General features: G+C 52.5%; 26 protein-coding genes and 1 pseudogene. 6 read left to right on the top strand and 21 right to left on the bottom strand.

Going from position 1 to position 25999, the window contains the following annotated elements; translation table 11 throughout:
* Positions 1 to 131 precede the first annotated feature (131 nt).
* A complete protein-coding gene (locus LIW51_RS19305) occupies positions 132 to 536 on the top strand; it encodes a TRAM domain-containing protein (RefSeq protein ID WP_227378072.1) in 405 nt (134 codons plus the stop codon).
* Positions 537 to 737: 201 nt separating this feature from the next.
* Here LIW51_RS19305 and LIW51_RS19300 read toward each other — a convergent pair whose 3' ends face one another.
* Complete coding sequence (locus tag LIW51_RS19300) at positions 738 to 1466, bottom strand: M99 family carboxypeptidase catalytic domain-containing protein (RefSeq protein ID WP_227378071.1); 729 nt, start codon at positions 1464 to 1466, stop codon at positions 738 to 740.
* An 878-nt stretch (positions 1467 to 2344) separates the two neighbouring features.
* On the opposite strand from LIW51_RS19300, the gene LIW51_RS39985 reads away from it, so the two are divergent.
* The gene (locus LIW51_RS39985) at positions 2345 to 2572 is read left to right on the top strand and encodes a HalOD1 output domain-containing protein (protein ID WP_438267394.1); all 228 of its coding nucleotides are present in this window, start codon (positions 2345 to 2347) and stop codon (positions 2570 to 2572) included.
* Positions 2573 to 2638: 66 nt separating this feature from the next.
* Here the strand turns inward: LIW51_RS39985 and LIW51_RS19290 are convergent, their stop codons facing one another.
* Positions 2639 to 2875 (bottom strand): hypothetical protein, encoded by a 237-nt coding sequence (locus LIW51_RS19290; RefSeq protein WP_227378069.1) that lies wholly within the window; start codon positions 2873 to 2875, stop codon positions 2639 to 2641.
* A gap of 331 nt (positions 2876 to 3206) precedes the next feature.
* On the opposite strand from LIW51_RS19290, the gene LIW51_RS19285 reads away from it, so the two are divergent.
* Together LIW51_RS19285 and LIW51_RS19280 are read left to right on the top strand one after the other, a co-directional pair.
* Positions 3207 to 3626: a hypothetical protein gene (locus LIW51_RS19285; RefSeq protein ID WP_227378068.1), complete on the top strand. Its 420-nt coding sequence runs from the start codon at positions 3207 to 3209 to the stop codon at positions 3624 to 3626.
* Positions 3627 to 4457: 831 nt separating this feature from the next.
* Positions 4458 to 5837, top strand: a complete 1380-nt coding sequence (locus LIW51_RS19280; protein WP_368411848.1) for a Cdc6/Cdc18 family protein — start codon at positions 4458 to 4460, stop codon at positions 5835 to 5837.
* Positions 5838 to 6225: 388 nt separating this feature from the next.
* On the opposite strand, the gene LIW51_RS19275 is transcribed toward LIW51_RS19280, so the two are convergent.
* Entirely contained in the window at positions 6226 to 6711 is a 486-nt protein-coding gene (locus tag LIW51_RS19275) for a helix-turn-helix domain-containing protein (RefSeq protein ID WP_227378066.1), read from the bottom strand.
* Between the two features lie 115 nt (positions 6712 to 6826).
* On the opposite strand from LIW51_RS19275, the gene LIW51_RS19270 reads away from it, so the two are divergent.
* Positions 6827 to 7627 (top strand): DUF8170 family protein, encoded by an 801-nt coding sequence (locus tag LIW51_RS19270; protein ID WP_227378065.1) that lies wholly within the window; start codon positions 6827 to 6829, stop codon positions 7625 to 7627.
* A gap of 13 nt (positions 7628 to 7640) precedes the next feature.
* Here LIW51_RS19270 and LIW51_RS19265 read toward each other — a convergent pair whose 3' ends face one another.
* From LIW51_RS19265 to LIW51_RS19210, 13 genes and pseudogenes are all read right to left on the bottom strand, one after another.
* Positions 7641 to 8837, bottom strand: coding sequence for an RNA-guided endonuclease InsQ/TnpB family protein (locus LIW51_RS19265; RefSeq protein WP_227378064.1), 1197 nt, complete (start codon positions 8835 to 8837; stop codon positions 7641 to 7643).
* A 5-nt stretch (positions 8838 to 8842) separates the two neighbouring features.
* On the bottom strand, positions 8843 to 9067 hold the full coding sequence (locus LIW51_RS19260; protein ID WP_227378063.1) for a hypothetical protein: 225 nt from the start codon (positions 9065 to 9067) through the stop codon (positions 8843 to 8845).
* A 2-nt stretch (positions 9068 to 9069) separates the two neighbouring features.
* Positions 9070 to 9222 carry a DUF2080 family transposase-associated protein gene (locus LIW51_RS19255; protein WP_227378062.1) on the bottom strand — a complete coding sequence of 51 codons (153 nt, stop codon included), beginning with the start codon at positions 9220 to 9222 and terminating at the stop codon, positions 9070 to 9072.
* A gap of 331 nt (positions 9223 to 9553) precedes the next feature.
* Positions 9554 to 9943, bottom strand: a complete 390-nt coding sequence (locus LIW51_RS19250; RefSeq protein WP_227378061.1) for a DUF8115 family protein — start codon at positions 9941 to 9943, stop codon at positions 9554 to 9556.
* Positions 9940 to 10785 carry a ParA family protein gene (locus LIW51_RS19245; RefSeq protein WP_227378060.1) on the bottom strand — a complete coding sequence of 282 codons (846 nt, stop codon included), beginning with the start codon at positions 10783 to 10785 and terminating at the stop codon, positions 9940 to 9942. The genes LIW51_RS19250 and LIW51_RS19245 overlap by 4 nt, the downstream gene beginning before the upstream one ends.
* A gap of 253 nt (positions 10786 to 11038) precedes the next feature.
* Positions 11039 to 11296: a hypothetical protein gene (locus LIW51_RS39270; RefSeq protein WP_368411847.1), complete on the bottom strand. Its 258-nt coding sequence runs from the start codon at positions 11294 to 11296 to the stop codon at positions 11039 to 11041.
* Positions 11297 to 12168: 872 nt separating this feature from the next.
* On the bottom strand, positions 12169 to 12471 hold the full coding sequence (locus tag LIW51_RS19240) for a plastocyanin/azurin family copper-binding protein (RefSeq protein WP_368411826.1): 303 nt from the start codon (positions 12469 to 12471) through the stop codon (positions 12169 to 12171).
* 142 nt (positions 12472 to 12613) lie between these two features.
* Entirely contained in the window at positions 12614 to 13855 is a 1242-nt protein-coding gene (locus LIW51_RS19235) for a ZIP family metal transporter (protein ID WP_227378058.1), read from the bottom strand.
* Between the two features lies 1 nt (position 13856).
* Positions 13857 to 15116, bottom strand: coding sequence for a multicopper oxidase domain-containing protein (locus LIW51_RS19230; protein WP_227378057.1), 1260 nt, complete (start codon positions 15114 to 15116; stop codon positions 13857 to 13859).
* The gene (locus LIW51_RS19225) at positions 15116 to 15820 is read right to left on the bottom strand and encodes a metal-dependent transcriptional regulator (RefSeq protein WP_227378056.1); all 705 of its coding nucleotides are present in this window, start codon (positions 15818 to 15820) and stop codon (positions 15116 to 15118) included. The genes LIW51_RS19230 and LIW51_RS19225 overlap by 1 nt, the downstream gene beginning before the upstream one ends.
* A gap of 179 nt (positions 15821 to 15999) precedes the next feature.
* A pseudogene (gene radA / locus LIW51_RS19220) lies at positions 16000 to 16419 on the bottom strand (DNA repair and recombination protein RadA); the annotation flags it as partial.
* A gap of 327 nt (positions 16420 to 16746) precedes the next feature.
* A complete protein-coding gene (locus LIW51_RS19215) occupies positions 16747 to 18144 on the bottom strand; it encodes an FAD-binding oxidoreductase (protein ID WP_227378055.1) in 1398 nt (465 codons plus the stop codon).
* A 204-nt stretch (positions 18145 to 18348) separates the two neighbouring features.
* Positions 18349 to 18996 carry a helix-turn-helix domain-containing protein gene (locus LIW51_RS19210; RefSeq protein ID WP_227378054.1) on the bottom strand — a complete coding sequence of 216 codons (648 nt, stop codon included), beginning with the start codon at positions 18994 to 18996 and terminating at the stop codon, positions 18349 to 18351.
* A 201-nt stretch (positions 18997 to 19197) separates the two neighbouring features.
* Here LIW51_RS19210 and LIW51_RS19205 point away from each other — a divergent pair, with 201 nt between their 5' ends.
* On the top strand, positions 19198 to 19542 hold the full coding sequence (locus tag LIW51_RS19205) for a hypothetical protein (protein ID WP_227378053.1): 345 nt from the start codon (positions 19198 to 19200) through the stop codon (positions 19540 to 19542).
* 131 nt (positions 19543 to 19673) lie between these two features.
* On the opposite strand, the gene LIW51_RS19200 is transcribed toward LIW51_RS19205, so the two are convergent.
* From LIW51_RS19200 to LIW51_RS19180, 5 genes are all read right to left on the bottom strand, one after another.
* A complete protein-coding gene (locus tag LIW51_RS19200; RefSeq protein WP_227378052.1) occupies positions 19674 to 20159 on the bottom strand; it encodes a hypothetical protein in 486 nt (161 codons plus the stop codon).
* A gap of 145 nt (positions 20160 to 20304) precedes the next feature.
* Positions 20305 to 20820, bottom strand: coding sequence for a plastocyanin/azurin family copper-binding protein (locus LIW51_RS19195; RefSeq protein ID WP_227378051.1), 516 nt, complete (start codon positions 20818 to 20820; stop codon positions 20305 to 20307).
* 700 nt (positions 20821 to 21520) lie between these two features.
* The gene (locus tag LIW51_RS19190; protein ID WP_227378050.1) at positions 21521 to 21718 is read right to left on the bottom strand and encodes a heavy-metal-associated domain-containing protein; all 198 of its coding nucleotides are present in this window, start codon (positions 21716 to 21718) and stop codon (positions 21521 to 21523) included.
* Positions 21719 to 21969: 251 nt separating this feature from the next.
* Complete coding sequence (locus LIW51_RS19185; protein WP_227378049.1) at positions 21970 to 23421, bottom strand: FAD-dependent oxidoreductase; 1452 nt, start codon at positions 23419 to 23421, stop codon at positions 21970 to 21972.
* A gap of 151 nt (positions 23422 to 23572) precedes the next feature.
* Positions 23573 to 25828 carry a copper-translocating P-type ATPase gene (locus LIW51_RS19180; protein ID WP_227378048.1) on the bottom strand — a complete coding sequence of 752 codons (2256 nt, stop codon included), beginning with the start codon at positions 25826 to 25828 and terminating at the stop codon, positions 23573 to 23575.
* Between the last annotated feature and the right edge of the window lie 171 nt (positions 25829 to 25999).

Here is a 25999-nt window from a genome sequence, read left to right as displayed (position 1 = left end):
GCCACGATACCTGGGTCGCCGGGCGTCGAGAGCGATAGCTTTCGTCCAACCACGCTGCCACTACCGAGAAACAAGCGTTCTCACCGAGATTCACGTGTACATTTATGCCGCCGTGATGCTCAAAGTTGGACATGGAGGTCCCCGATGAGTTACTGTGCCTGTTCAGTGAACGCATCCAGGATCAGGAAGAGTCCTACACCATCACGATCCCGAAAGAGGAGATAACAGACGGAGACATCCAAGCAAATGGCACCTACCATGTGGCACTCCTCGGATCTGGTTCGTCAGGAGCAGACACCTCGCAGACTGAGTCGAACCGCTCCCACGACCAGCCTGCACCGCCTGTCGAGGAGGGAGAGCGCCGAAGTGTTGAAATCAAAGAGATCGGCGAGCAAGGTGATGGGATTGCCCGTGTTGAACGCGGCTATATTATTATTGTCCCTGAGACGGAGCAACATGAACGAGTAACTGTTGAAATCGTCAACGTGACACCAAATGTTGCCTTTGGTGAAGTCGTCGAGGAAGATGTACTATGAATAGTGGCAAGCAGCTCGTTCGACTGAATAGCAAATACTAGGTGGTCAATGGTCGGATTCGTACTGTCATATTCGTGGAGACTAATATATGCAGAAATAAGAAATCACTCTCTTGGCAAGAGTGATATCACTTGCCCAGTACCACCACGAACATGTCACCACATTATCAGTGGAATATGTATTTGAAGCGGCCAGAGACCCTCACCATCGAGTGATCTCACAATTGTCGCCCTTGTTTTTGTCCTCATTCTTGTCCTCGTCGCCCGATGTGGTGAGTAGTTCTTCCTCGACGAGTTGTTGAACAAGTTTGGTATGCCATTGTACGCGTTTATCGAGGACTGTATCCTGGGATGTTACCTCCGCAAGGAAAGAGAGGGCGCCAGTATCGCGCGCGGCTTTATGGGTTAACAGACCGTCCAATCCGTCGGAAGGTGGAGAGAACGCACCAACTGAGAACTCGTATCCGTCACGCGAAACATAGTTTTCGTTCAGATAGTCGGTGGCCTTCTTTGCGTCGCTGGAGGCGGCTTCGTCCCATGACGTAAAGATAACCTGCCCGACCCCGCCAATCATGTCACCATCGTAGATCCCAGTTGATTCGTGAAGATCGATAACGATATCTGGGTCGTATTCTTCAACAACCCCCCAAATATCGCGGGCAAGGTCCGTTGTAGGGTTCTCGCCTGAAGGGAACTGTCGGTTCAAATCAATACCATCGTCTGCAGTGCGCGCATCCTCGGCGACAGCCTCTGCATTCGCCTTTGGAATTGTTACTAGCGTCCCACGCTGAATTTGCCACCGGCTGATTTTTTTAGCGGCAGCATACCCTGCTTCCTCATTGCCGTGGATTCCGCTGACGACAAGCGCAGTTGGCCCGGATTCGCTCGCTTTCGTCACATAAACATTGGTCGCTTTCTTGGTACCGCTCATGAGCGTAAACGAATCGCGCGAAAGGTCAGATTCGCTCTGACTGCTCACTTGTGCCGTACTGAGTCCAAGAAGCCCTGTACATCCAGCAGCTGTCAAGAACGTACGTCGTTTGCAAGTCATCGCTACTTCACCGGGGTGTCGTAATCCTAGCTTATCCCTTTTTTGATTTTGTTCAGTATTGTGTTGGATGAGAATCCAGTTGTAAACTAATAAACGACATATGATGTGGAATGTGCCAATTCAGTAAATTAAAAATATACTAAAGTACTTAAAAATTCGGTTATATGTGGTGATTTGCCATTGTTTAGTGTACCAAGCCGACGGGAGGTTATCAGGAGTTTTCCGTTTCCGATTTAGATTTCTAAAGCTCTGATTCTCGGCATAAGACACAAAAACCACTGAACAATAAACTAACTCAACCATCGAAAAGGACGGCTAGGGAGAGGCAACTCTCACGATCAGGCATGACGACACCGTTGGAGTGATGGCGCCAGACCATGGCGTCATGCCAGATTTTGTGAGAGCGTATCTCAACCAATGGCCCGAGGGATAAAATAAGTTCGTCAGACATGGTTTGATTTTATTATATTGCTTAATCAAATTATTTGAAAAACATTTATCAATACGATTTCCAGCGTCACTTTCTTTCTATCGAGTAAATTCTGTTGTAAACAGCCGTTACTCAACTATCTGGGAGGCTAATAGAAAGTATGCACAGCGAACCACTGACGACCAAAACGACCCGTTGGTTCGGCTCCACCACAGAGCACCCAGGATCGAGTCCATCTCACCAATACGCACTGATCGCCTCTGAAACGATCAACCCCGAATCATCGAGTTCTGAGCTTGTTACCGATGTAATCGACGTACTCATTGACGTGATTGAGCCAACAGCCGGCCAAACGACGCTCACGCTGTACGAATATGTGAATCCAGATGCGCTCGAAGACATCGTCACAGCAAGCGCGGAGAAAAAGAGTGACGTTGAGGTGCGATTCACAGTCGTGGACTATCTCGTCACCGTCCGCAGTAACAATACCATCCTCATCTATGAACCGCTCGGAGCACACCGCAGTACTAGTGAGAAGCCGTGCCTGGCTAGTTGATCAAGTAAAACGTTCCATCGACACCACAGACTATTCATATTTACGCTCACTTACGAGGTTATCTTGTTATTCAACTTCGTAATCAGTGAGCCGAAGCTTCCCCTCAACCTCGTAGAGATGGCCTTTCATGTAGAGCCGTTCGATAATATCCTCGGCCGCGGGGCGCTCAAGGTCTTCTTCCTCCTTGAGAATTGCATACGCTTGCTTGTACGTGAACTCTCCCTCCTCCGGAAGTTCCTTCGCAAGCGTGTCAAGCGCTTCTTGCGCAAGTGGTGTGAGTGGCGATTTCTCGTTTGGAACCATTGGTACTACAAAATCTGCGTTCTCGACAAGTAAACCCTTGGACGGTAGCTTACCATGCGACTGTTTGATTCGTTACGGCAAGGAGAATGAGCACACGGCGTGGGAGGATGGGTTTGGGATGAGTACGAGCGCCCACGCCACCTGCTGGGATACGCTAACTGCATTCAACGCTTGGGACGCAATAGATAAAGTCGTGAGCCAACCACAGCGGAAGTGAAACTGAACACACGCAGGAGTATTGAAATCCTCAAACTGCTCACCACCAATATTGCACCAAGAGCGTGACTGATGAGGCGAACGTTCTTGAGTTAGCATACAATACTAACCAGTAATGCTCAACAAAATCAAGCACTCCGGCGATGGCCTTGCTCTCCAAGTGACGCAACCCGCCCGAGCAGCTGAACTCGTTGAAGAAACTGACGACGAGACCACCCGCCTTGCCAACATCCGGGTGTTTGCATTCGATAAACTCCTCCTCGTCATCGACATCGACCGTGTCAAAAACGAAAATGTCGTAGAACTCGCGACATCAGCCGCCTTAGACACGGTCACGATTCATCGAGTTGCAGACGCCTCACTCCAAATCGCAGGCAATGGCTATCAGGTGCAACTGCCAGGTGCTGTAGACGCAGGGTTCCACGTCGGTGATCGAGCACCCTGTACACCAGCCCCGAATATGCTCGTGATTGCAGCGGAAGAATCGGAAAGAGTCGCGACGGATATAGCGACGATTCGAAGAGAGCAGAGTTGAAAGAGATCGGCGTTGGTACACAATACTAACGCATACTCGAAAGATGGCTGGAGTCGTTATCAGTGGTTCTCGATCGACAGCACCCCCACACCGGATTTCAAATGAAATCCATTCCAAGGGAACGAGGGGGAGACTGGGCAGAAAGAAGTCGGTTTGGTTGCCAAAAAGGCGAAATCATAGGATAAAGTGGCTGTACTTCACGATACGCGGTGATTTGATTTCATTTGGAGAAACAGATCCCTACTCGCGTTATTATATATATTACTATTGCAGTAAGATAGTAGTAGTAGTGTAGTTGTAAAAACCCGTTCTAAAGAGGTACAACCGATATTAGATTGGTAACAACATCCACAAATGTTCTATTTATATACTTCCAGCTGATTTCACGTGGTAAGTTCGTGAGTACTTCTCCATCTATCGTGTTCCTCCAATCAACACCGATTTTCAAATGATTTTCGACCATTAGTGTCTCTACTTGGTAATCAATCGGGTTTCAGGAACAAGCCTGTTTCAACTCACCGCCTCTGTGTAGGGCTGATTCTTGCATGAATTCATTTGAAATGTGGTGTGGGTGTCTTCGACGATCGTGATCCTGTTATACCATACCGAGAATTCATTTGAAATGTGGTGTGGGGGTATGCTAATCAGCACGTTCAAGACGCCGTCTTTTGTGGAGAATTCATTTGAAATGTGGTGTCATCCGCTCGTCCCACAACTCTTCAGCTAAATGGACAAGCGGTATCGATACGTAGGAATCCTTTCCGTGTGAATATGCGAAATGAACGAATACAGGGGGAAAGAACTAAGGCCAATTCATTTGAAATCCGGTGTATGGGTTCAGGCACAGCACAAGTAAAAACACTCGGCGATTATGCTGCCGAGCATGGGGCTGTTGCCCACTCTCGCTCCAAAGCTCGCGATGATCCTCTTTCTGTACTCGACGAGGAAGATCCAATTTTCGCCAACGAAAATTTACTTCGTATCGACCATATCCCCGATCATGATAAGATCGTCGGTCGAAACGACCAGATTGAAACCGTCGCTCGTCGGCTCAAACCGACAATTACCGGGGGTTCTGGAAAGGGCACACTTCTCTTAGGCAAATCTGGCTCTGGAAAGACGCTTGTCACTCGGTATGTTAGTCGCGAGGTCGAAGAACGCGGCGCAAACAACGATGTACGAATCGGACGTGCAATTATCGACTGCGCGCAACGCCGTTCAGAAGTCCAAACCGTCATCCATCTCTCGAAGAGTCTAAATGACTCCAAGAAAACAGGCATCACGATTCCACATTCGGGAATCGCGACGGGAGCGTACTACGACCGTTTATGGAGAGTTATCGACAGCCTCTATGACGCGATTATTGTTGTTCTCGACGAGATCGATCGGCTTGCGCCCCCAGATGATGCCCAAAACGTTCCACCGGAGGAGGCGGACGACAGCAAACTCCTTATGCAACTATCTCGAGCCGGCGAGGAGAATGATGTCGAGGCCAGCATCACTGTCGTTGGTATTAGCAATGATCTCAAATACGGTGATCGGTTGGATACCCGTGTTGAGAGTTCGTTCGCCCCGGACGAGATCGTATTTCCAGCATACGATGCAAACCAACTCGGTGATATTCTATACCGACGTCGAGACGCCTATCGCGATGGCGTTCTCTCAGATGATGTGATTCCATTATGCTCCGCGTTTTCTGCACAGGAACACGGTGATGCACGACGTGCGATCGATCTCTTCCGACTCGCTGGCGAAGTGGCTCGCGATGACGATGCCGATCAGGTTCGTGAAGAACACGTTCGTGCTGCCAACGATGATGCCGAAGTAACACGGGTTCAAGATCTAATTCGTGGGTGTCCCACGCAAGCAAAGATCGCGATTGCCGCGCTGGCTGCGATGGACGAGTTTACGAACCAATCACATTTCAAGGCAACCGAGATGTATCGAGTTTACCGTGCATTTGCTGAAGCGATCAACACGAATGTACTCGGGCAGAAGCGAATCACCGACCAACTTCGAGAGTACGAGACACTGAAAATCATCGATATGACTCGAACGAGCGATGGATATCGTGAAGGGACATATTTAGAACTCTCATTGTTGGACGAAGCGAGCCTTCTGCTTCAATCGATCGGCCTTGATGACCAGTGTTCAAGGATCCCGATTGACACTCAAATGCGCCAGCAGATCATCAATACTGTTGGACGTTAATCTTCCATTTGACTAAGACTTTACTACTCGAAGTCCTCTTGACTATCAGTACTCGCTTTCCTATAGAAAATCCTATTACCAAAACTATAGTTCAATAACGTGCCGTTTGAGCCCTTATCTAATGACTATAGGAATTTCTATAGTACTCTTCTCCCTCCTTTCTCTCTCCAGCAACCTCCCTTCGAACGGAGGGACATCACAGCCAATATCGAGATGATTGTCAATAGTGGAGGTAGTTTCTCAATTTTCTATAGGAATTTCTAATGCTAAAACTATAGTGGATACATTGAAGATAGAGGTGCTAGATCTGGGCTATAGGAATTCCTATATTGTTGTGAGACATCGAATTCGGCAGTTCCTTCGCGGCGACGTTACTGAAAATTACTTACTAATCAGTAGTTTCATCAGATATTTCGAGATCTGACTCCTCAAACGTAAGCGCGTCTGCGACCGCTGTCGGTAACTCCGGACGCGGCGCTGCTTCGTGGCGCTTAATCTTCTCCGTCTTGCGTGTATTTTCGTAGAGAGCACGAGCGACTGGGAGTCCACGGAGATATTTGTAGTCATAGAGGATTTCAACGCCATGCTCTGTGAACCCGTAAAACTGTGAGGGGAGATCGCGTTTTCCTTCGCTCGGCTCGTATGTGTATTGGGCTAGGAACCCAGCGTCGATTAGTGTTTCCAGTTGATCTTTGACCGCTGCTTGACTCTTTCCGACCATATACTCAAGCTCGGCGAGCGACATCAGGTGTGTTGGATGGCCAAGAAGCTCCTGAATAATGAGATGGCGTGTATCCTGTGACAACAGCTTGAATATGCGCTGTTGCTCCGCAAATGGGCCTGAATCAGCAGCCCCGGTGTCGCTCTCACTCATAGGTGTAGCTATGGGGAGAAATGCTATAATGGTTCGGGTAAAACGGGTTGGTTTTTTCAGTATATACCAAACTGATTCAGAACGGATAAGGTGTACTAGTTAGAATGGCGAAGTCGTGAGCGACCCAACTCCACCACCCGACGCACCAGATATTATGACTCAGGTTCACGAGGCCGTCGGTGGGCTTGAGCTTGAGCCCTCCGAGAAACGTGAAATTTGGCGATTTGCACAGCACGAACTCCCATATCTCTGGAGCCAGCGAACTTCTTATTTCATCCTTGGTAGCTATCGCGACCCCTATATTCGCCGACTCCGTGCCGTTCAGAACGAGCTCGCGAAGCAGCTTGGTGCATATCCGTTTGTTATGGGCGATCTCATGGAATTACCGACTGATCGGCTCAATGCGTTCGATATTATGTTCGCTTTGCTCGCCACCTATACTGACTATATCGTTGGTGTCTTTGAGAAAGAAAGTGGTGGCGAAGCCTCAGAGCTGGGTGAAATCGACGATCCTCCGTACTTTGATAAGTCGTATGTATTCCCCCGCGATTACACTTGGTTCACCGATACAAATCTCGATTCGAAACACCATGTTATTCAAGCTGCGATCGAGGTCGCGTTTACTGACGATTTAACAGACGACGAGAAACAGAAGCAAATCAATTCACTCGTTGATCGCGCACAGGACAACGATATTGATCTCACCACCCAAGATGTCTGGGACACGTTCAACGAACGAGAGGACAACGAGAGTGAGCCAGCGACGTACAGTTGGGTGCATCTAAACAAGTTCCGCAAATTCGAGTTACACGATCGGTGTTTCCCTTGGTCGACGGAACAGGAACTCCGAACCGTAGTTGCTAAATTACCTTCTCCAACACCACGTCCAGAATGGGAAGAACGAGAGGAAGAGTGACATCCTCCCCGTCCTAAAGGGCGGGGCTTCCTGTTTCGATGACGCCCTTTGCAGACACAACGGTGTCTGTAGGGAGCGCAGTCTCCGCAGGCGTTGATTCGGGACAGCCCGTCCCTATCTGGTCGAGACCGCGAGCAAGGATATTCCATGCTGCATTCGCGTCTCTATCGGCTTCGAACCCACACGACGGACACGAGTGTTCCCGCACCCACAGCGGTTTGTTCGTCTTCACACCGCAGGACGCACATTCCTTCGTCGAGTTTCGGGGGTCGACAGCGACGAAGTGCGTGCCCTGGCGTTCACACTTGTATTCGAGCATCCGGAGAAAAGTTCCCCATGCGGCGGCTGCTCGGTTGCGTGAATTTGAATCGAACTGCATCCTCCCGGCGATGTTTAAGTCTTCGACCGCCACGAGGTCGTACTCGTTCGCGTAGTAGTTCGACAGTTTGTGCAAGAAGTCCTGGCGCTTCTGTTTCAACTCCGCGTGACGGCGTGCAACGACACGCTGTTGCGTGCGATAGTTTTCCGACCCATGTTGTTTGCGTGAGAGGTCACGTTGTGCGCGTTCCAACCGCTCACATTCGACCGAGAGGTCGAGTGATTCAACAGCGGTTCCGTCGGTGTCATGGGCGTACTTGAGAATCCCAACGTCGATACCCACTACGTCCGTGAGTTCATCGGGTTTCTCCGGTGGATCGTCAGGCGTCTCAATGCCGAAAACGGCGAACCACTCGCCGGTTGGTACTTTCTTCACCGTGACTTGCTTGAGTTTCGCACCATCCGGGATGTCCCGGTGCATTCGGACAGGTATCTCGCCGATTTTTGAGAGTTGGAGAACAGGCTGGCCACTCGTGTTCTTAAGTTCGAAGCCAGACTGCCGATACGCGAACGACCGGTATTCGGCTGGTGCTTTCCACTTGAGAAGTCCGACCTTCCGGCCTGCATCTTTCGCGTCCTTTAGTCGTGAGAGGTTGGTATACAATCTCTCAACCTCGTTCTGAAGGGTGCGAGAATACAGGTTGGTGAGGTCGTCCCACCACTGCTTCATCGACGGAAGTTGATTGATTTCGCCGTATTTTGTCGTCCCGTCTACTCGATTGAGGCGGTGGAGGAAGTGATTGTACACTTGCCGATACAGGTCGCGGTGGTAGTCCAACGTCTCTCGGTGAGCGTCGGACGGGTTGAGTCTGTATCGGTAGTTGTATCGCACGTTTTCTACGTATAGACGCCGTATTTTTCTTCGGCGTTTTTGGTGTGATAGGGATTTTCGTCTCTACAATCAGGGCAGACATCGATGTAGCCTTCGGCTGACGACCCGTGTTTTTCATCGAAGCGTTCTTCCGCAGCTTCCTGATCATGGAAAAATCCGATGAGATCGACTGTTTGCCGGTCGCTCGTCTCACCACAAATGTAGCACGTCAGTGGTGTATCTACGGTCATGGTTACTCCTCTGAACCGGAATCTGGTTCAGAAACACGAACGATTTTCACGTCCGCGCCGAGCCACCGCCGTGGGACATAGACGTGCGCGCCGTTACCGGTTGGACGTACATCGCCGTCCACGACTTCGTGGCCGTTAATTTCGAACCGTTCCATACACATTGTATAGACATTGTGGGGACTAAAGTGTATCGATCTGTAGGCCTGTGGGTTAGCAATTTCACGTGCAAGCAAGACAATGACGGTGCTGTATCCTCGCCGTAAACGACAAAGTTTTAGCGCCTGAAATTTAGATAAATCAACCGTTCTTCACTCTGTTTATCGACCTCAACTACTCGAGTACTGCACTTGGAGACCTTTGTTGCCTTCTACAAGAGAAATATGAGGGATCCTATTGTAATTTATATCTGTCATTCTATTGGATATCCAGTTGATTTCTCTATTGCAATTCCTATTGGATATGATATTGAAATTACTACAGAAACTCCTATAGGCGACGTACGGAGTCTGCTTTTGCGTCTAACCAAATTTCAACGATATCTGGCGCGGCCCGTTGGAGACCGGCTCGCATGGCCAGCCGAAGCACTTCGCTTCGATCAATCGCTGCCTCGTCGACATCGCGTCCAAGTTCTTCTTGCAATCGCGTCCCTACGTCTTGCTGAACGTCCGGATTATTTTCAAGGGCACTTACGAGTGCCGCCGTATCGCCGTCCCAGAACGAGACGGTCTTCTGTCGGTCGCCGTTCTCAATGGCTGACAACGCTTCAAGGATGTCTTCGCGGAAGGATTTCTTCTCGGTTTGCTTCGCTGATTCTTGATTTCGGTTTCCTACCTGTGTTCGCTGTTTCAGTTCTTCGAGATCGACGTCGTCGCTCATTGTCGAGCCTCCAGTCGCGATACTAGTTCAGTTGCATTCTGCTGGTACGCTTCAAGCGCGCGCGTTGCAGTTTTCGACGGTTCTTCGAGCGTAAATACCGTTTTCCCTTCGATTTGCGCGTTCACGATATCCTGTGAAAAGTTCACTTGACGAGGCGCGATTGCGTCTGGGTAATTTTTTGAAAATTCTTGCTTGAAGTGACGACCGGCATTCGTCCGCTCGTCAAGCTCGTTTAGTACGAGCATCGTAAGCTGAATATCCATTCTTTGCTCCTCACGAATCTCTTCGAGGTCGTCGCGTAACTGTTCAGCCTGTCCTTCCTCGAACGGTCCGGCTTTCACGGGTGCGAGCACATTCTGTGCTGCCCAGAGACCATTGTACGCGATGTTCGACGTACTGCCGGGTAAATCGAGGAGGACAATGTCATAGTGACCATCAATGTACTCAGTGAGGAACTCGTCCAGTCGTGAGTAGCGCTCTTGAGTGTCGTCGATATTTCCAAGCATACTGTCGAGGCCGTCAAGCCCTTCGTGAGCGGGGATGAGATCAGGGCCTTCGCCAGTTTCAAGGACGAGCTGGTCGACCGCGTCATCGATTTGTTTGGCGATGATGTTCCATTCGTCTTGGAAGACGGTCGTGATGTTTGGCCAGTTTTCGTCGTTGGCTGTGACTTCGTTCCACAGTCCAAACTGTTTCGCAAGATCACCTTGTTTCCCGGCGAGGTCGATCAGTAAAACGTCGTAGTCGTCGGCATCAAGGGCGACGCCAAAATGTGCAACCGTGGTCGTTTTCCCGACGCCACCTTTGTCGAGAAATGATGCAATTCGCATTGTTTCTGCCATATTGTGATATCTATTGCTAATCCTATAGGCTTAAAACTGCGTCAGACATACAGATTATCATATTTGTATAAATATTGGGATTTCAATAGTATGTGATACTGAGATTCCTATAGAGATATCTATTGTCTATTCTGTAGATGATTCTACTGAAATTACTATATTTAGTTTTGTTCGGATCTCAGGTGCTTTAGCCCCGATTTTTAGTGCTGGAAGAGATACTGGATTTCGTCTCAACCAATTCGACGAGTTCAGATTAGTTCGATTGGAGCTGCTCGAGTTGAGTCAGTACCGCATTCGTCCAGGTGTCCAACTCATGCTGTAGCCACTCTGTGGTTTCTGCGAGTGGTTCGGCGACATGAAGATACTCGACGCCCCCGTTTTCGACAGTGCGTGGATATCGAGTCACCAGCTCTTGCTCGAATAGCGGTTTCAATTGTTTCCCAATAGTACTCTGATCACGGTCGAGAACTTCGGCGATCTCAGCGATCGTGCTGTGTCTTTGTACATGAATTGATCACTACACGGGGTACGGATATTTTCGGTCTCTGAGTCTAAAAACTAATCCCCAGTTGTCTCGACATGGTCTCATCTAATCAGAGACTTCAGACGAATCTGGGGATCCGTCTGTCATCCCCTTCGTGCGTAGATATTCACATGCCGAAGGTACGGTAATGCCTTGTGCCCATGGCATATCTGCTCGGTGATCGTCGCCATGTCGTGCCCTATTCGGCGGGAAAGGCGAGCTACTATATTGTCGACACTATCAACCACGAGTCGAAGATAGAGTGCCGTCCACTTCCAGAGCCGGGTGACGGCTTCGGGTGTGTTCACCCCGAGAAATAGTACGTGCGCAATGACGTAACCAACGATGTGAAGTCCCTTCTCAAGCATGGGCTGAGTTTGCTGTATCGAACGATGATTGGGAATATTTTCTTATTGGTATGCAACAAATATAACATAGTTGAGATAGATTACTATGTATACTGAATGACTCCGGATTGATCGATGCTGCATGCAGTTGTATTTAGAATGAACAAGGAGAACGTTTCAACTACTCGAATCGAATGAGCGACCAGAGGGGGATAAGAAACGTCTCTTCAAGCTTCCTACAGTTTTACATCAGTGCTCGTGGCGTCTCTCAATTTTTCCTACCCTCACTCATTCAGTGATGCGGTGAACCATAAAACGTACGTAGAGGGGGACCTTCTTCGATAGTCGGCGGGAAGACGATACACAACAACGGAATATTTCCACGATCTTTTCGATATGAAGAACAGTCATTTAGAGTTATAAGTACTGTATCGGTGTGCGAATCGTGATCTTTCCGTCAAGCATGCGCCGACTATGAGGGAATCATCTCCTACAACAACGGAAAAATGGCTATCAAACTTGAACAGCTCCAGTCATTCCAGACCCCTCATGAGGGATACAGAAGTACTCGTACGTTCCAGTCACTTCGAAAGTGTGCTTGAATCGATCACCGGCAGCGATCAAGCCGCCACCCATATCGTTTCGGGCAGCCTGCTCAGAGGTGAACCCACCGCTCGCAAAGTACTCTGCATTGGAGGGGATACCGTCTTCGTATGCAGTCACAGTATGATCAACATCGCTGTCGTTCGTCCAGGTGACCGTCGTCCCTGGAGCAACTGAGATGGATTTTGGTTCATAGGCGAGCTGGTCGTTCATTGAGACGGACTGCTGGTCGCTCGACCCACTGAAAGCAGAACATCCCGCGAGAGCGGTGGACGCAAGCGTCACACCGGTGAGTCTCAGGAATCGTCGTCGATTTGGATGTGGAGCCATGATTGATGTTGGGAGGTGATTGCGATTAGAGTACCACCAAGAGGTCGGTTGCATACATCACCACGAGGCCACCGAGGAAGGTGGCGAGATTGAGCGCCGATGAAACTTGTCCATCACGCACGATCATTCCTCGCAGTTCCCAGATAACTTGGAGAATTGCTCCCACACCGACTGCGAGGAAAAACGCACCGAGCGTCGGTGAAAACGCAAGACTGCCGATCCATCCGCCGAAGATGACTGGTGCCCCTGCAAGGACACCGAGTGCGATGAAGTGGCCGAGTGCCGGCCGCTCACCACGGGCAACGGGTGCGATGACTGCTGGCCCCTCGGTCACATTGTGAAGCATGAACCCGATGACGAGGAACGCCCCAAGGGAGACCCGTCCGAGCGCGAACGAACTCCCGATGGCCAGCCCTTCGGCCAGGTTGTGCAATCCGATGCCCAGCGCGACGAGATAGGCGATCCAAAGACCACTGCTAGCACGGGAATCACCAGCCGTTGCACGGTTTTTCCGCCATTCACTGATCGACTGGACAGCCAACAACGACCCGAGGATACCGAGCGCAACGAGTGCAGCTCCTTCGAACGCACCGGGAATACGTTCAGTAAGTTCGATAGCTTCGATTCCCGCGTCGATCGCGAGGAATGCAAGGATACCAGCCGAAAATGCGAGCACTGCGTGGAGCCAGCGATCACTCATCGACTGGAGGAACGGGAACCACATCATCCCCAAGGCCACAGGAATGACGCCAACGAAAAGACCGATGATGGCCAATGTTATCAGTACGTCACTGGTGAACCCAGGTGACTCCTGCGGTGCGACGATAGTGTGATCTACCGTACTGCCATCGGACAGCATCAGCGCCACTTCGAGATCCCATCCGGGGTTCCAGTGATACGGGACGACGACACGAGCGCTCTCACGTGGTTCGAGGGTATTATCGCCACCAGTTCCTTGCACATCGAAGTTCCAATAGGCTTCGTCGACGAGTACCTGTGAGATGGTAACTTCACTAGGACCATTATTTGTGACGTGAATAACGATCGTCTCGTCATCTGGTAATGATGTATGGGTGATCGTTACATCCGGCAGCGGCTCACCGCGAGTATCGAGTGCGGTGAACGGTGACATGACGAAAAAACTCCCCGCGATAAGTGCGAGTAGAACGATTGGAAGCAATGCGGCCACCCACCGAGGGAGACCGAACGGGCGCTCATATCGGTTGACTGCGGTAGCACCGTCGGTGTTTGGATTTGATTTGCTCATGTTAGACCACCTCGAAGAAGCTCATCCAGCCAAGTTCAGCGAACTCAGACTGGTGAGCATGAAACATATACAACCCTGAATCGTGGTTGGAGTAATCGAGTTCAATGATTCCGCGCTGTGCCTGACACTGCATGATCGTATCGACCATTTTCGCCGTCGGGAGTAGCGTCGTTCCGTGGTCGTAGTAGTCGAAAAATTGCGAGTGAGAGTGGAATGAATTGATGGGATCGAACTCAACGGCGTTGATGAGATACACACGGTGTCGTTGGGTTTTATCAAGCTGGATCGGTCGTTTCGTTTCGTCGTGTTTCCAGTTACCATTCCCGTCGGTTTGACCGACACCATATGCAAATGCGCGGGTGTTCGCAGCATACACCTCGTTCTCGCCGTCAAAGTTCGTGTCGAACCCGTTCATCACCATTACCATCTCGTTGACGGCATCGTTCTCGGAGTACTCGTGGTTCCGACTCTTGGCAATCTCGACGAGTTCGGTTCGGAGTTCGTTCGTAACTGGGCCGTGATAATCCACGTACTCCCGAGGATTCTGACGAACGCGCTCGGGATCAGGGTCGACGATGATCGCACCGTACAAGCCACGATGGATGTGCTCTTTCAACGGCAGTGAATGACAGTGGTAGAAGTGACAGCCAGCTGGTTGGGCAGTCCATTCATACGTGAATGACTCACCAGTGTCAAGGACACCTGGGCCGTTTTGTGGAATCCCATCCATTCGGGGATTGAGATTGCGCAGGTGCGGGTGAATCGTGTGTGCGTGTCGTCCTAAGTTCTTGAACTTCACTCGGATCAAGTCACCTTCGACGGCACGGATCGTCGGCCCAGGAACCTGCCCGTTGTAGGCCCACGCTGGAAACTCGATTCCCGGAGCGATGGTCACTGTCGTATCGACTGCGGTGAACTCGAATTCACGCACGGTTCGGCCGTTCTCTTCGTATTTCCGCTGTGGGACGTTCTCCTGTTCGCCGCGACCAGTGTTGAACTGGTACAGGTACTCGTGGGGGTCAAATTTCATGTCGGCGTACTCGCCGACGGCACCGAAGTTCCCGTGTGAGTCGTGATCGCCTCCTGAATGGGAACCGTCATCGGCCTGTCCGAGGCCAGTGAGCATGGCACTTCCTGCAAGACCAAGACCACCAAGCACGGTGCGGCGGCTGAAATTGAGTTCCGACTCTATCGAGTCGACTAGTCTCTGCTCCAAGCGTTCCGTGAGCTCTGCTGCTCGTGAATACTCTAGTGATGGCATTAAGATACCTCGTGTGCCAGTTTGGATTCCTCAACGTGTTCGTTGTCAAACGAAGCGACACGAATCATCGCTGCAATTTCATCGGGAAGTGGAATAGCCCCCTCCGTTTCTCGGATGCGGACGGTTACCATCCCAATCGGTGCCACTTCGGTGACTCGGATCACTGCCCCGGGGACGATTCCGATGTCGGCAAGATACGTGAGAACGTCAGCCGAACTTTCATGAACTTCTCGAACAACTTTCACGTCCTCCTCGTCGCATTCTGTGAGAAAACAGCCGTCTGCGTTCGTCGGGAATTCGAGATTCGATGTTGGAATGGGTGCTCCATGTGGATCGGTTGTCGGGTCGTCCAACATGGCTGCAATTCGTGCCTCTAATTTCTCACTGATGTAGTGTTCGAGCACGTCGGCTTCCTCGTGAACCGCAGCCCAGTCGTAGCCGAGTTTCTCGGTCAAGAACAGTTCCAGGAGGCGGTGACGTCGGAGTACCGCACGGGCGAGCCTCTCACCACGGTCGGTGAGAGTTGCACCGCGATATTTCTCATAGACGACGAGCTCATCGTTGTGTAACCGGTTGAGCATTCGGGTCACTGACGGTGGTGTCACCCCAAGCGCGGCCGCGATTGCTGATGGTGCGGCAGATGAGTGTTCACCCTGAAGATCGTGAATCGCCTTCAGGTAGTCCTCCACTTTTGGAGTGGCCATGAAAGAGTATTAGAAGAGTCTAAATAAAAAGTTTGCTACCACCATTTGTATTGATTCGGATGGGTTAAAGAAGGATCCAATAGTGAGTTACGAGCTGTTGGAGTGTACAATTGAAGCTGCAACCGACGTAGAGAGTAAGTGAAATACTGGGACAAAACCATCTTAAAACTCAGGTTCGTCCGAACCATGTCATCAATGCGTTCAGGACGGGATGTGTCTTCAGAATCGACGAAGATCGCGCGTCCACCGAGTCCACCGTACGTTTCTGGCAGTTGTACGTTCACGCACAACGGGTGGGTGATTTGGGATTTGCCGACGCCGAACTCGCCGTAGAATTTGATGATTGACTGCATTTCGATGCCGCCGCCGAGCAGGTCGTCGACCTCGTCGATGCGCCAGCTCAGCTTCCTGATCTGTTTGCGGTGTTCCCGCACGGTTGCTCCAGTTTCGACGTCACCGAGATCCGCGGCGTCGCGCGCAGTCTAGATGATGTCGGCGGCCGTCTTCTCGTCGAGGTCGGCGGTGGTGCTGAGTTCGCCGGGGCTCGCGACGGCCAGCGCCTCATAGGAGTCTGATGATGGGCAAGTAATATTCCTCATTCACAGTCTCTCGCGAAATTTGGGCTGTCAAGCTAAATTTCGCAGGTAGCTATGCATGACGAATCGTACCTAGCCGACTTCAGATAGGAGTCAAAGCCAGCTTCGGTCAGCTTGTCGGCAGTGGCTGGTCCAATCCCAGGCAGGTTTGTGAGGTCTGACGTGGCCATACGTGAGTCTATTAGACTCCTATCGAATCGGATGAATCGAGCCAGTATTTGCTTGAAAAGAACCGAAAACTGTCCATCATCCGAGACTGTGAGTGCTGACATTATCGGAGTGTTTGGTAACGCGAAAAGGGATAGAATCCTTTTCAGGCGGCTGAGTCGCTTATTCCGTCGGTTCGACGTTGTGGTTGAGCCGGAACAGGTTCTCTGGGTCCCATTCGTTTTTGACCTCAACCAGCCGGTCGTAGTTTTCGCGGTAGGCGGCCTGCTGGTCGCCCACTTCTTCGGGGACGAAGTTGGCGTAGACGCCGCCGGTCGCGTAGGGGGTCATCGCCTCGTGCATGTCGCGTGCCCACGCGATACACGCCCCGTCCTGTTCGGGGTCCTCCCACTGGGTGTGGAGGTTCATCACGAACTCAGCATCGCGGTGGGGGTAGGCCGTCGCTTCGACCGGCCGGTCGTTGACCGCCCCGCCGAGTTGAGCACAGGCAATCTCCGTGAGTTCTGAGGGAATCGTCTCTCCGAACTCCACGAACGTCTCGATCATGCCGTCGGTCATCTCGACGAAGTTGTGGGACTTCCAGTAATTCCGGTTGCCGGCCGGAACCAGGCCGTCGAACGCCTGTTGCCAGCCAGCGTATGGGTGGGGACCGACCGCGTCTGTGATGGGGTCGCCGATGTCGCGCAACGGCTGGAGGACGTCCTCACCTTCGGACATCTCGCCGCCGTAGAACGCGGCGAGAATAATGACCTTCTCGCCGTGCCACTCCTCGGGGATGATCTCCATGGGTGGCGCGTGTCGGATGACGAACCAGACGGCTGCCTCCTCGGGCGCGTTGGCAGCGAACTCGCGGTACTCCGAGAGGATCGAAGCAGTGTCCTCGAAAGGATGGACGATCGGCCCGGACAGCACCGTCGGGCCGACCTCGTGCAGTTGGAACTCGAAGGACGTGACAATCCCGAAGTTTCCGCCGCCGCCCCTCAGTCCCCAGAAGAGGTCCTCGTTCTCGTCCTCACTCGCGTGGACGAGCTCGCCGTCGGCAGTGACGACGTCGGCCGAGAGGAGATTGTCGACGGTCAATCCGTGCTTGCGCGAGAGCCACCCCCATCCGCCGCCGAGCGTCAGCCCGGCGATACCGGTCGTGGAGTTGAACCCCACGGGCGTGGCGAGGCCGAACGCCTGGGTCTCGTGATCCAGTTCGTTGAGCACCACGCCCGGTTCGACGCGGGCAGTCTTCGCGTCCGGGTCGACCCGGACTGATTTCATCGGCGAGAGGTCGATCATGAGCGCGTCGTCTTCAACCGCCCTGCCGGCGATGTTGTGTCCACCACCTTTTACCGAGATGGGGAAGTCCTGCTCTTTTGCGAAGGTCACTGCGTTGATGACGTCAGACGCGCCAGCACACTGCGCGATCAGTGCCGGGTGTTTGTCGACCATCGCGTTCCAGATTGACCGTGCCTCGTCGTAGCCCTCGTCATCCGGCCGGAGGAGCGTGCCCCGGAGTGTTCCCGCGAATTCGATGATGGCTTCGTCAGTTGTATATTGTTTTTCTAGTGACATGATAGCTCATGTTCGGTCAAGTGCGTCCCTGGATAGCAATTCGACCACTTCGACGGAAGGATACGATAGCATCCGGCACAACCGTTGCCTTCAGTACCGTCGTTGGAATGTGGCGAAACGAGCTGGATATCGAAGTCGACCGTTCCGGTCTTTTTTGCTATCTCCCTTCGGTATCGTACCTCGGCTCTGCGGTCACCGACCGCCTCAGGGGATCGATTCGGAGACGTCGGCCTGTTCGACAACGATAGCGAGGGCACGCCGCATTCGCTGTGAGAGTGCACTGTCGCTGATTTCCATGTTTTCAGCAAGCTCGGTGAGTGTGATACCTCTCGGGACCTCGAAAAATCCGTGTTGATACGCCATCACGATCGCCTCACGTTGCTCGTCCGAAAGTGTCGATGTCTCCTCCGGTGGGGTCGGATTGTAGAGATGACGCAACGTGACGGGAATGCCGTCTTCGGTGAGTGCTATGTTGAACTCGGAGAGTTGTTCGTGATCACTAAACCGCAGCCGGAAGTCCCAAGTCTCAGCCTCCCCTATCGCTTCGAGAATTTTGGCGCGTGTGTCGATGAGGGCTTCGATAATGCCGTTGATCTCGGTACTCCAGTGGACTTCGAACAGCGTTTTATCGTCGGTCGTCGTGAGTTGCGCGACGCTTTCCGTGTGCTGATTCTCGGTTAGTGCAGCTTCGATGTCCGCGGTATCAGTGCCGGAGACCCAGAACAGCGGGATGATTGATTCTTGCAGAGGTACGATTCGTTCGAGTTCGATCTCGACGTCCGGAAACTCCTGCAGGACGCGGCCTAACTCGAAGGCGTCTGCGGGGACGGTAATGTCCGCGATGACAGTCATTGTTGTGTTGGATTGAAAACCGGCGTTGGACTTGCCGTCCTTGGTCACTGTGATGTAATAGCATTCTACGAGGTCGAAGGACAAAAACCCGGGCAACTGGTGAGACGGTTCGATGTCGAGAGAATGCACCGGAAGATCTGTGCAAATGCTAGAACCCATCGCACGTATCGAATCACTTGACCACGGACGAGTACAGAATTGATGCCATCGACTCAGACGTCACGATGTGCTGTATTCCGAACCATCGCAAAAACCGCGTACTACGAGGGGCCCACCTACGACTCGACACCGCTGTACGACTGCAGTTCGCTCCACGGCCTTGAAGCGGATATCCGAACGGTCGCAACGGTCTGGTTCGAGCACGACGTCCACGAATCGGTCGAGGGATTCATCTGTCACCTCCCACTGGCGCACGTCGAATTCCGGCCACACGATCGCTATACAGGAGCAACACGCTTCGGGATGTCTCAGCTGATGCGAGTCTTTCTGCTCAAAGAACTCCACGGCTGGATTCACGAGATGGCCCTCGCCGCATACCTGCAATAGCGACCATCACTGCGCCATCGACTGGGGTTCGACTCTGCACCCGATCAGTCGACGCTGTGGCGGAGCTGGCACCACCGGTTTACCGCTGAGCTCAGAGAAACCATCGAGAAAGTTGCGAGGACGATTTTGATTCAGGCAGACCGAGCGGGTGTGTCGGCCCCGCGAGAGCCGCCGAATACGCTGGGTCGCCACGAGGAAGAGGAGCCGCCGCTCAACGACCGGACGGTCCTCGATCGAGCCGAGGAGATCACGGGGAACCAGAATTGGACTGCTGGCCAGGTGACGAGCGGATTGGCTGTGGGGACGGTATCAATAAATGTGGGTGTATGAATTGTCGAGCGCCCATTAATGATGCCCTCTTCGGGGACGAGCGCTAGCATTCCCGTCGAAAAGATGAAAAAGACTGCCATAACGGCACCCACGCCAAATCCGAATCGCCGTGCGACGGTATCTTGGGCGATCTCTCGGAGGACGTGACGGCCATCGCGCCAGATAATATAGCCGACACTCGATGGAATAATAAGCGCAATCAGATAACCGAGGGGGTAATGGTATGTGGCACTTCCGCGAGTGAGGGCCGGGTAGGCGATCCAGAGCCCGAGGAATAGCCAAGCCATGCATACTGGTACTCGCTGTACTCGAAGTGAACGAAATTGGCGGTAGCAGTATACTCCGTAGCAAAGACTGTTTAGAATTTCACGAGCTAAGACTGAATATCGATAATGGGTACGCGTATAATTAGGTCATCAATCCAGGTGGCGGTCAATTATTCTGTTTGAATTGTTCATAACCTATAGTACCTTTATTGACGATCTGCTGACTCGTCGGCACTGACCCATCAGGGGGCATACTTCCTTCAGCTGGTCCACCTGGTTCACCAACGACAATCCGAGCAATCATCCTCATCGTCTTATGTGGAATACAGTAGTAGTCGTAGGTTCCTTTTGTGTTGAACGTGTGCTCGAATGTATCTCCCTGCTCAATAATCACGCCACTGTCAAAGGGTTCTGCGCTCTTCGGAATCCGGGTTTCCTCTGCCAGACCGTACTGCTTGTGATACGCTGTCGCAGAGTGATTGCCACTTTCCATCACAAATGAAATTGTCCCGCCGGGATCGACGAACAGTCCAATCGGGTCGAAATACGATTGATGGTTCTTTGTGACCATTCGGACTTTATTTGATGAAGATGACGGATTCAAGCGAGCACATCCAGAAAGGGTAGTACTACCGCCGATTGCACTTGAGCCAAGTAATTTGACAAATGTGCGACGTTGCATTACCCTTTCCTTTGACCTTGGGCCTAAAGCATTTCTCCATCGATGTGCAGGTACAAGGGAAGGCAATAATGAGGTAGACAATGTAGGTCACTGGATTCATCCTTCCACTACTTGTTGTCTTGAGAAGGCCACTGCCGAGCATCTGATTCAACGAGGCCCAGAAGCATTCGCCGTCGCTCGTCTAATTGCGCAAGTGACGCACCGAACTCCTCGTCAGATACAGTTGGAACTCCAGCTTCGCGAATTATATCGAGATTTGGCGAGGAAGGAGCGTGTTCGGCAGGCTCGATAAACGCACTGTGAAGTGTATTGAGGTAGCTCTGGACGCTCACACGTGCGTTTCTGATGATTAGATCACTTGGCCGATCTTGTTCAGCAACACCAAACCGAAGTATCGTCAAAGCTCCGTCGAGAACTGCAATACTGATTACTGACGCCTGTTCAGGTTGTCTGCTGTAGAAGTAATGGAGAATCGGGTAGGCTTTATGATTCGAAGTGAGGGTGTTGAGACGATCCGTCTGGACTGTCCCTCGATGTGGACGTTCCATATGGATCAGCCTGACCGTTAGAGTCAGGTGATCCTGAACAGCCGGCGATTCCGACAACGCTGGCCGCACCAACTGTTTGTAATGCTCTCCGACGAGATATACTATCTTCTAACATTGTTTTCGGTAATCTTTGATATCCGTTTTCGGCTTAGCTAAGCGCTGGTGTCGTATCCAGCGTCTTCCACAGCAGTGACGAGAGCTTCCTTTTCGGCAGTTCCCTCGACTTTTGCAGTGTTCGTTTCTCTGTCGGCCTGTGCGTTCGTGACTCCTTCTACGCGTTCAAGTGCATCGACGACATTCGCTTCACAACCACCACAGGTCATTCCATCAACGGTGAGAGTTGTTGGCATACGACAATATCAATGTAGGTATCTTATTAGGCACTTTCTCTTTAAATAACTGCGGAAATTAACCCCTACACCTTCGAAACCAATATTGTGATGGCGGTAATCAATAGTCGTGAAAAATGTATGACTATAGTAATATTTTAACGGAGTCTCTGAAATCTATATTCATATATAAATTAACATATAGGAGGCTTTATTCATGTTGGGATTGAAAACGAGTCACTGGCCTGCCGCCTCCGCCTGCTCCTAGAAGGCTACGACCCGCCGTTTCCCTCAGCTAGTTGTGTGTCGAGTTCCGTTTGGAGGACACGGGCTGCAATAAGCACAGGATCCCAAACTGGGCTGATCGGTGGGGTATACGAGAGATCGAGGCGTTCGACCTGGGTCGCGGTCATCTCAGCGGAGAGGGCTGTCACGACGGTATCGATCCGCTTTGCAACCCCTTCGCTACCAACCATGCCTGCACCGAGAATCCGACCGCTTTGCCTATCACCTACCAGTTCAATGGTAATCGGAGATCCGCCAGGATAATATCCTGAACGTGAACCGGCAGTGATCACACGTGAGACGGGGTCAAAGCCGGCTGAACGCGCCTCGTCCTCAAATGTGATTGTTCCCGTTCGTGCAATTTCGAGGTCGAACGCTTTGACCGCGGTTGTGCCGGCGATCTGCCCGACTGGCGTGGGCGTTCCAGTGACGGTCTGGCCGACGGCGCGACCGTGCCGGTTTGCGGTGAGCGCGAGGGGAGCGTAAACTGGGTCGCCGGTGACGATGTGTATCGCTTCGGCACAGTCGCCTGCAGCGTAAATATGTTCGTCGTTCGTCCGGCCATACTCATCAGCCCTGATTGCTCCCGTTGGGCCAAGTTCAACCCCTGCGTCGGCGGCAATTTTGACGTTTGGGACGACCCCCGTCGCGAATACCACCATGTCGACTGGCACTGTCTCCCCACTGGTTTCAACGGCTACAATCTGTTCGTTTTCTCCGACTAACTGTTCGACGGTGGCCTCAAGATACAGTTCAATACTATACTCGCGAAGATGATCTTCGACTTCACGCGCAACTGTTTCACCGAATGGACTGAGTAGGTGCGTGCCGCGTTGGAATAAGTGGACGGCGAGATCGTTCGCGGCGAACGCCTCAGCCAGCTCAATTCCGAGAACCCCACCACCGATGATCCCAATCCGTTCCAGATCCGTCGTTCGGAGAAACTCGAGGATAGAGATCTCTTCGACGGGATGCGAATCAGTGTCCGGCTGGGATTCGAGTGCTGCTCGGAGGACGCGACCGTCATCGAGGGAGTGGAGGGTGAACACACCGGTGAGGTCACGACCGTCAACAGGTGGAACGACAGCTCGTGCACCCGTCGCGATGAGGAGGTCGTCATATGACTGGTCAACCGTCTCTCCATTCTCGTGGGAGACTGCTGTGACAGTCTTGGTACTCCGGTCGATGGCAGTTACCTCGTAGCTCAGCCGTAGATCGATTCCCCGTTCCTGAATCGCTTCTTCTGGCGTGACCGAGATTAGCTCTTCGAGCGATTCGATCTCTCCCTTTACGTAGTAGGGGAGCCCGCACGCGCCGTAAGAGATGCGAGAGCCTTTCTCGAAGACGACTACGTTGAGGTCGGGCGCATCTCGTTTAGCTTTGCTCGCGGCGCTCATCCCCGCCGCATCCCCACCGATTACGACAAATGGGTTACTCATGTTTTCCTTCTAGTTATCTCGATTGAACGACTTCTAAATTTGTTATCGAGTATGGTCACTGGCTCATTGATTCGACAGTGACCATTCATCTGGTTTTCTCTTGGACTACTCACCTTCGCCAGGGACTGAACTGGTGGAACACGCAGTGGAACTAGTCTGCCGGCTGTGTTTTTGTGGGAGCAGACAGTCCCGGCAGGCTCGGCACGCTCAGGTCGATCCGCCGGAGGAATTGCGCGTTAATCGCAACGATGATCGTCGACAGCGACATCAGGATTGCCCCGACCGCCGGTGAGAGCAGAATCCCAATCGGCGCGAGCACGCCCGCCGCCAGCGGGATGGCGAAGACGTTGTAGCCGGCGGCCCACACGAGGTTTTCCTGCATCTTTCGGTAACTCTTCCGTGAGAGCGTCACTAACCGCACCACGTCAAGCGGATTGTTCTGGACGAGCACGATATCAGCCGCCTCGACCGCAACGTCGGTTCCGCTCCCAATCGCGATGCCGATGTCGGCCCGCGTCAGCGCAGGTGCGTCGTTCACGCCGTCGCCGACCATCGCGACCTTCTTGCCCTGTTCCTGGAGTTCGACGATCTTCTTGTCTTTGTCCTCCGGGAGCACCTCAGCGAAGTAGGTGTCGATCCCGAGGTCATTGGCCACCGCGCGTGCGACGTCTTCGGAGTCGCCCGTGAGCATCGCAACCTCGATGTCCATGTCGTGGAGTGCTTCAATGGCCTGCCGGCTCTCCTCGCGGATCACATCCGCAAGGGCAATCGCTGCGACGGCTTCGTCCTCGCGGACGAGGTAGATGACTGTCTGAGCATTCCCACCGGCCTCCTCAGCGAATGCCGCTAGCTCAGGTGACGGTTCGATGCCGAGTTGGTTGAGGAGATTTGGCCCGCCGACATGGACAGTCTTACCGTTGACGGTAGCCTGAACGCCGCGGCCCTTGATGGCCTCAAAGGCGTTCGTCTCAGGGAGTGTTAGGTTTCGTTCGCCAGCAGCCTCGCGGATTGCCCGTGCGATGATATGCTCTGAGTCACCCTCGACCGCGGCGGTTAATGCCAATGCCTCGTCCTCGTCAGTGCCAGGAACTGTTTCGACGGCGACGACGCCCTGTTCGCCCTCAGTGAGTGTCCCTGTCTTGTCAAAGACGATGACGTCGACTTCCCGTGCTTCTTCCATCGCAATCCGATCACGGATTAGCATTCCGTTCTGAGCTGCTAGTGAGGTGTTGATCGCGACGACAAGTGGAATAGCGAGTCCGAGTGCATGTGGACAGGCGATGACTAGGACGGTCACCATCCGTTCGATGACTTCAACGTTGAAGCCAACGGCGACTACCCATGCGATGGCAGTGACGGCGGCTGCGGTGACGGCCACGTAGAACAGCCAGCCAGCGGCCTTATCTGCAAGCATCTGCGTACGGGATTTGCTCGTCTGGGCCTCCTCGACCAGCCGCATAATTCCCGAGAGTGTTGATTCGTCGCCTGTTGCGGTAACGCGTACTCGAAGGCTCCCCTCGCCGTTGATCGTTCCGCCGATAACCTCCTTACCGGGATCCTTAGAGACAGGCCGAGACTCACCAGTGATCATTGCCTCGTTGACGTCAGAGTCGCCGTCCTCGACGACGCCGTCCGCGGGAATGCTCGCGCCTGGTCGGACAAGCACTAGATCCCCCTCTTCAAGGTCGTTCACGGGAATTTCCCTCGTCCCACCGTTCTCGGTGATCCGCTCGGCCGTGTCAGGTAACAACTTTGCGAGTTCATCAAGTGCGCCTGAGGCTTGTCGGACGCTGCGCATCTCGATCCAGTGGCCCAGTAGCATGATATCGATCAGGGTCACCAGTTCCCAGAAGAAGTCCATCCCCGGGAGGAAAACAACGGTGGCGAGACTATAGATGAACGCAACGATGATCGCCATCGAAATCAGCGTCATCATCCCCGGCGCGCGCGTCCGGAGCTCCGGGATAGCCATCTCGATAAACGGAATTCCACCGTACGCGAAGACGATAACCGCGAAGATGGGGCTAGTCCATTCACTCCCCGGGAACGCTGGCATGGAGAAATTTAGCAGTTCCTGTAGTCCTTCGCTATAGAGAAGAACCGGAATCGAGAGTAGGAGACTCACGAAGAACCGCTTTCTGAACATCTGCTCGTGGCCGACGTGGCTCACACCATGGCCGCCGTGATCTTCATGGCCATTATGCTCGCCATGACCAGCGTGTGCTACCTTGTCGCCTTGTACATCGCTTGGTTCGTGACCGGTGTGAGCAGACGCCGATGACTGGGCCTCCTCCTCCAGAAGTTCCCGCTTGACATGAGGTTGCTCGTGATCAAGATCCCGGTGAGCAGGGCTTTCATCCTTATTCTCGTCTCCCTCGTGCTGATCGTGATTTTCGTGATTCGTCATAGTTTTCTTCTGTATTGTAGCTGTTTCTCGGAGTCTGTTCCTCTGGCGAGAATTTTCTGGTTAGATACTCCTACGAGAGCGATACCTATCGTGTTTCTGCCTAGCTATCGAAGGGTATTGAGAGAAAATTCCTTACGAAGAAAGGCGAAATTGGTATACAACCCTGGCATC

Source organism: Haladaptatus halobius, from assembly GCF_020618475.1.
Taxonomy (GTDB): domain Archaea; phylum Halobacteriota; class Halobacteria; order Halobacteriales; family Haladaptataceae; genus Haladaptatus; species Haladaptatus halobius.
Note: the sequence above shows the minus strand (reverse complement) of the source record. Positions and strands in the feature narration are given on the sequence as shown.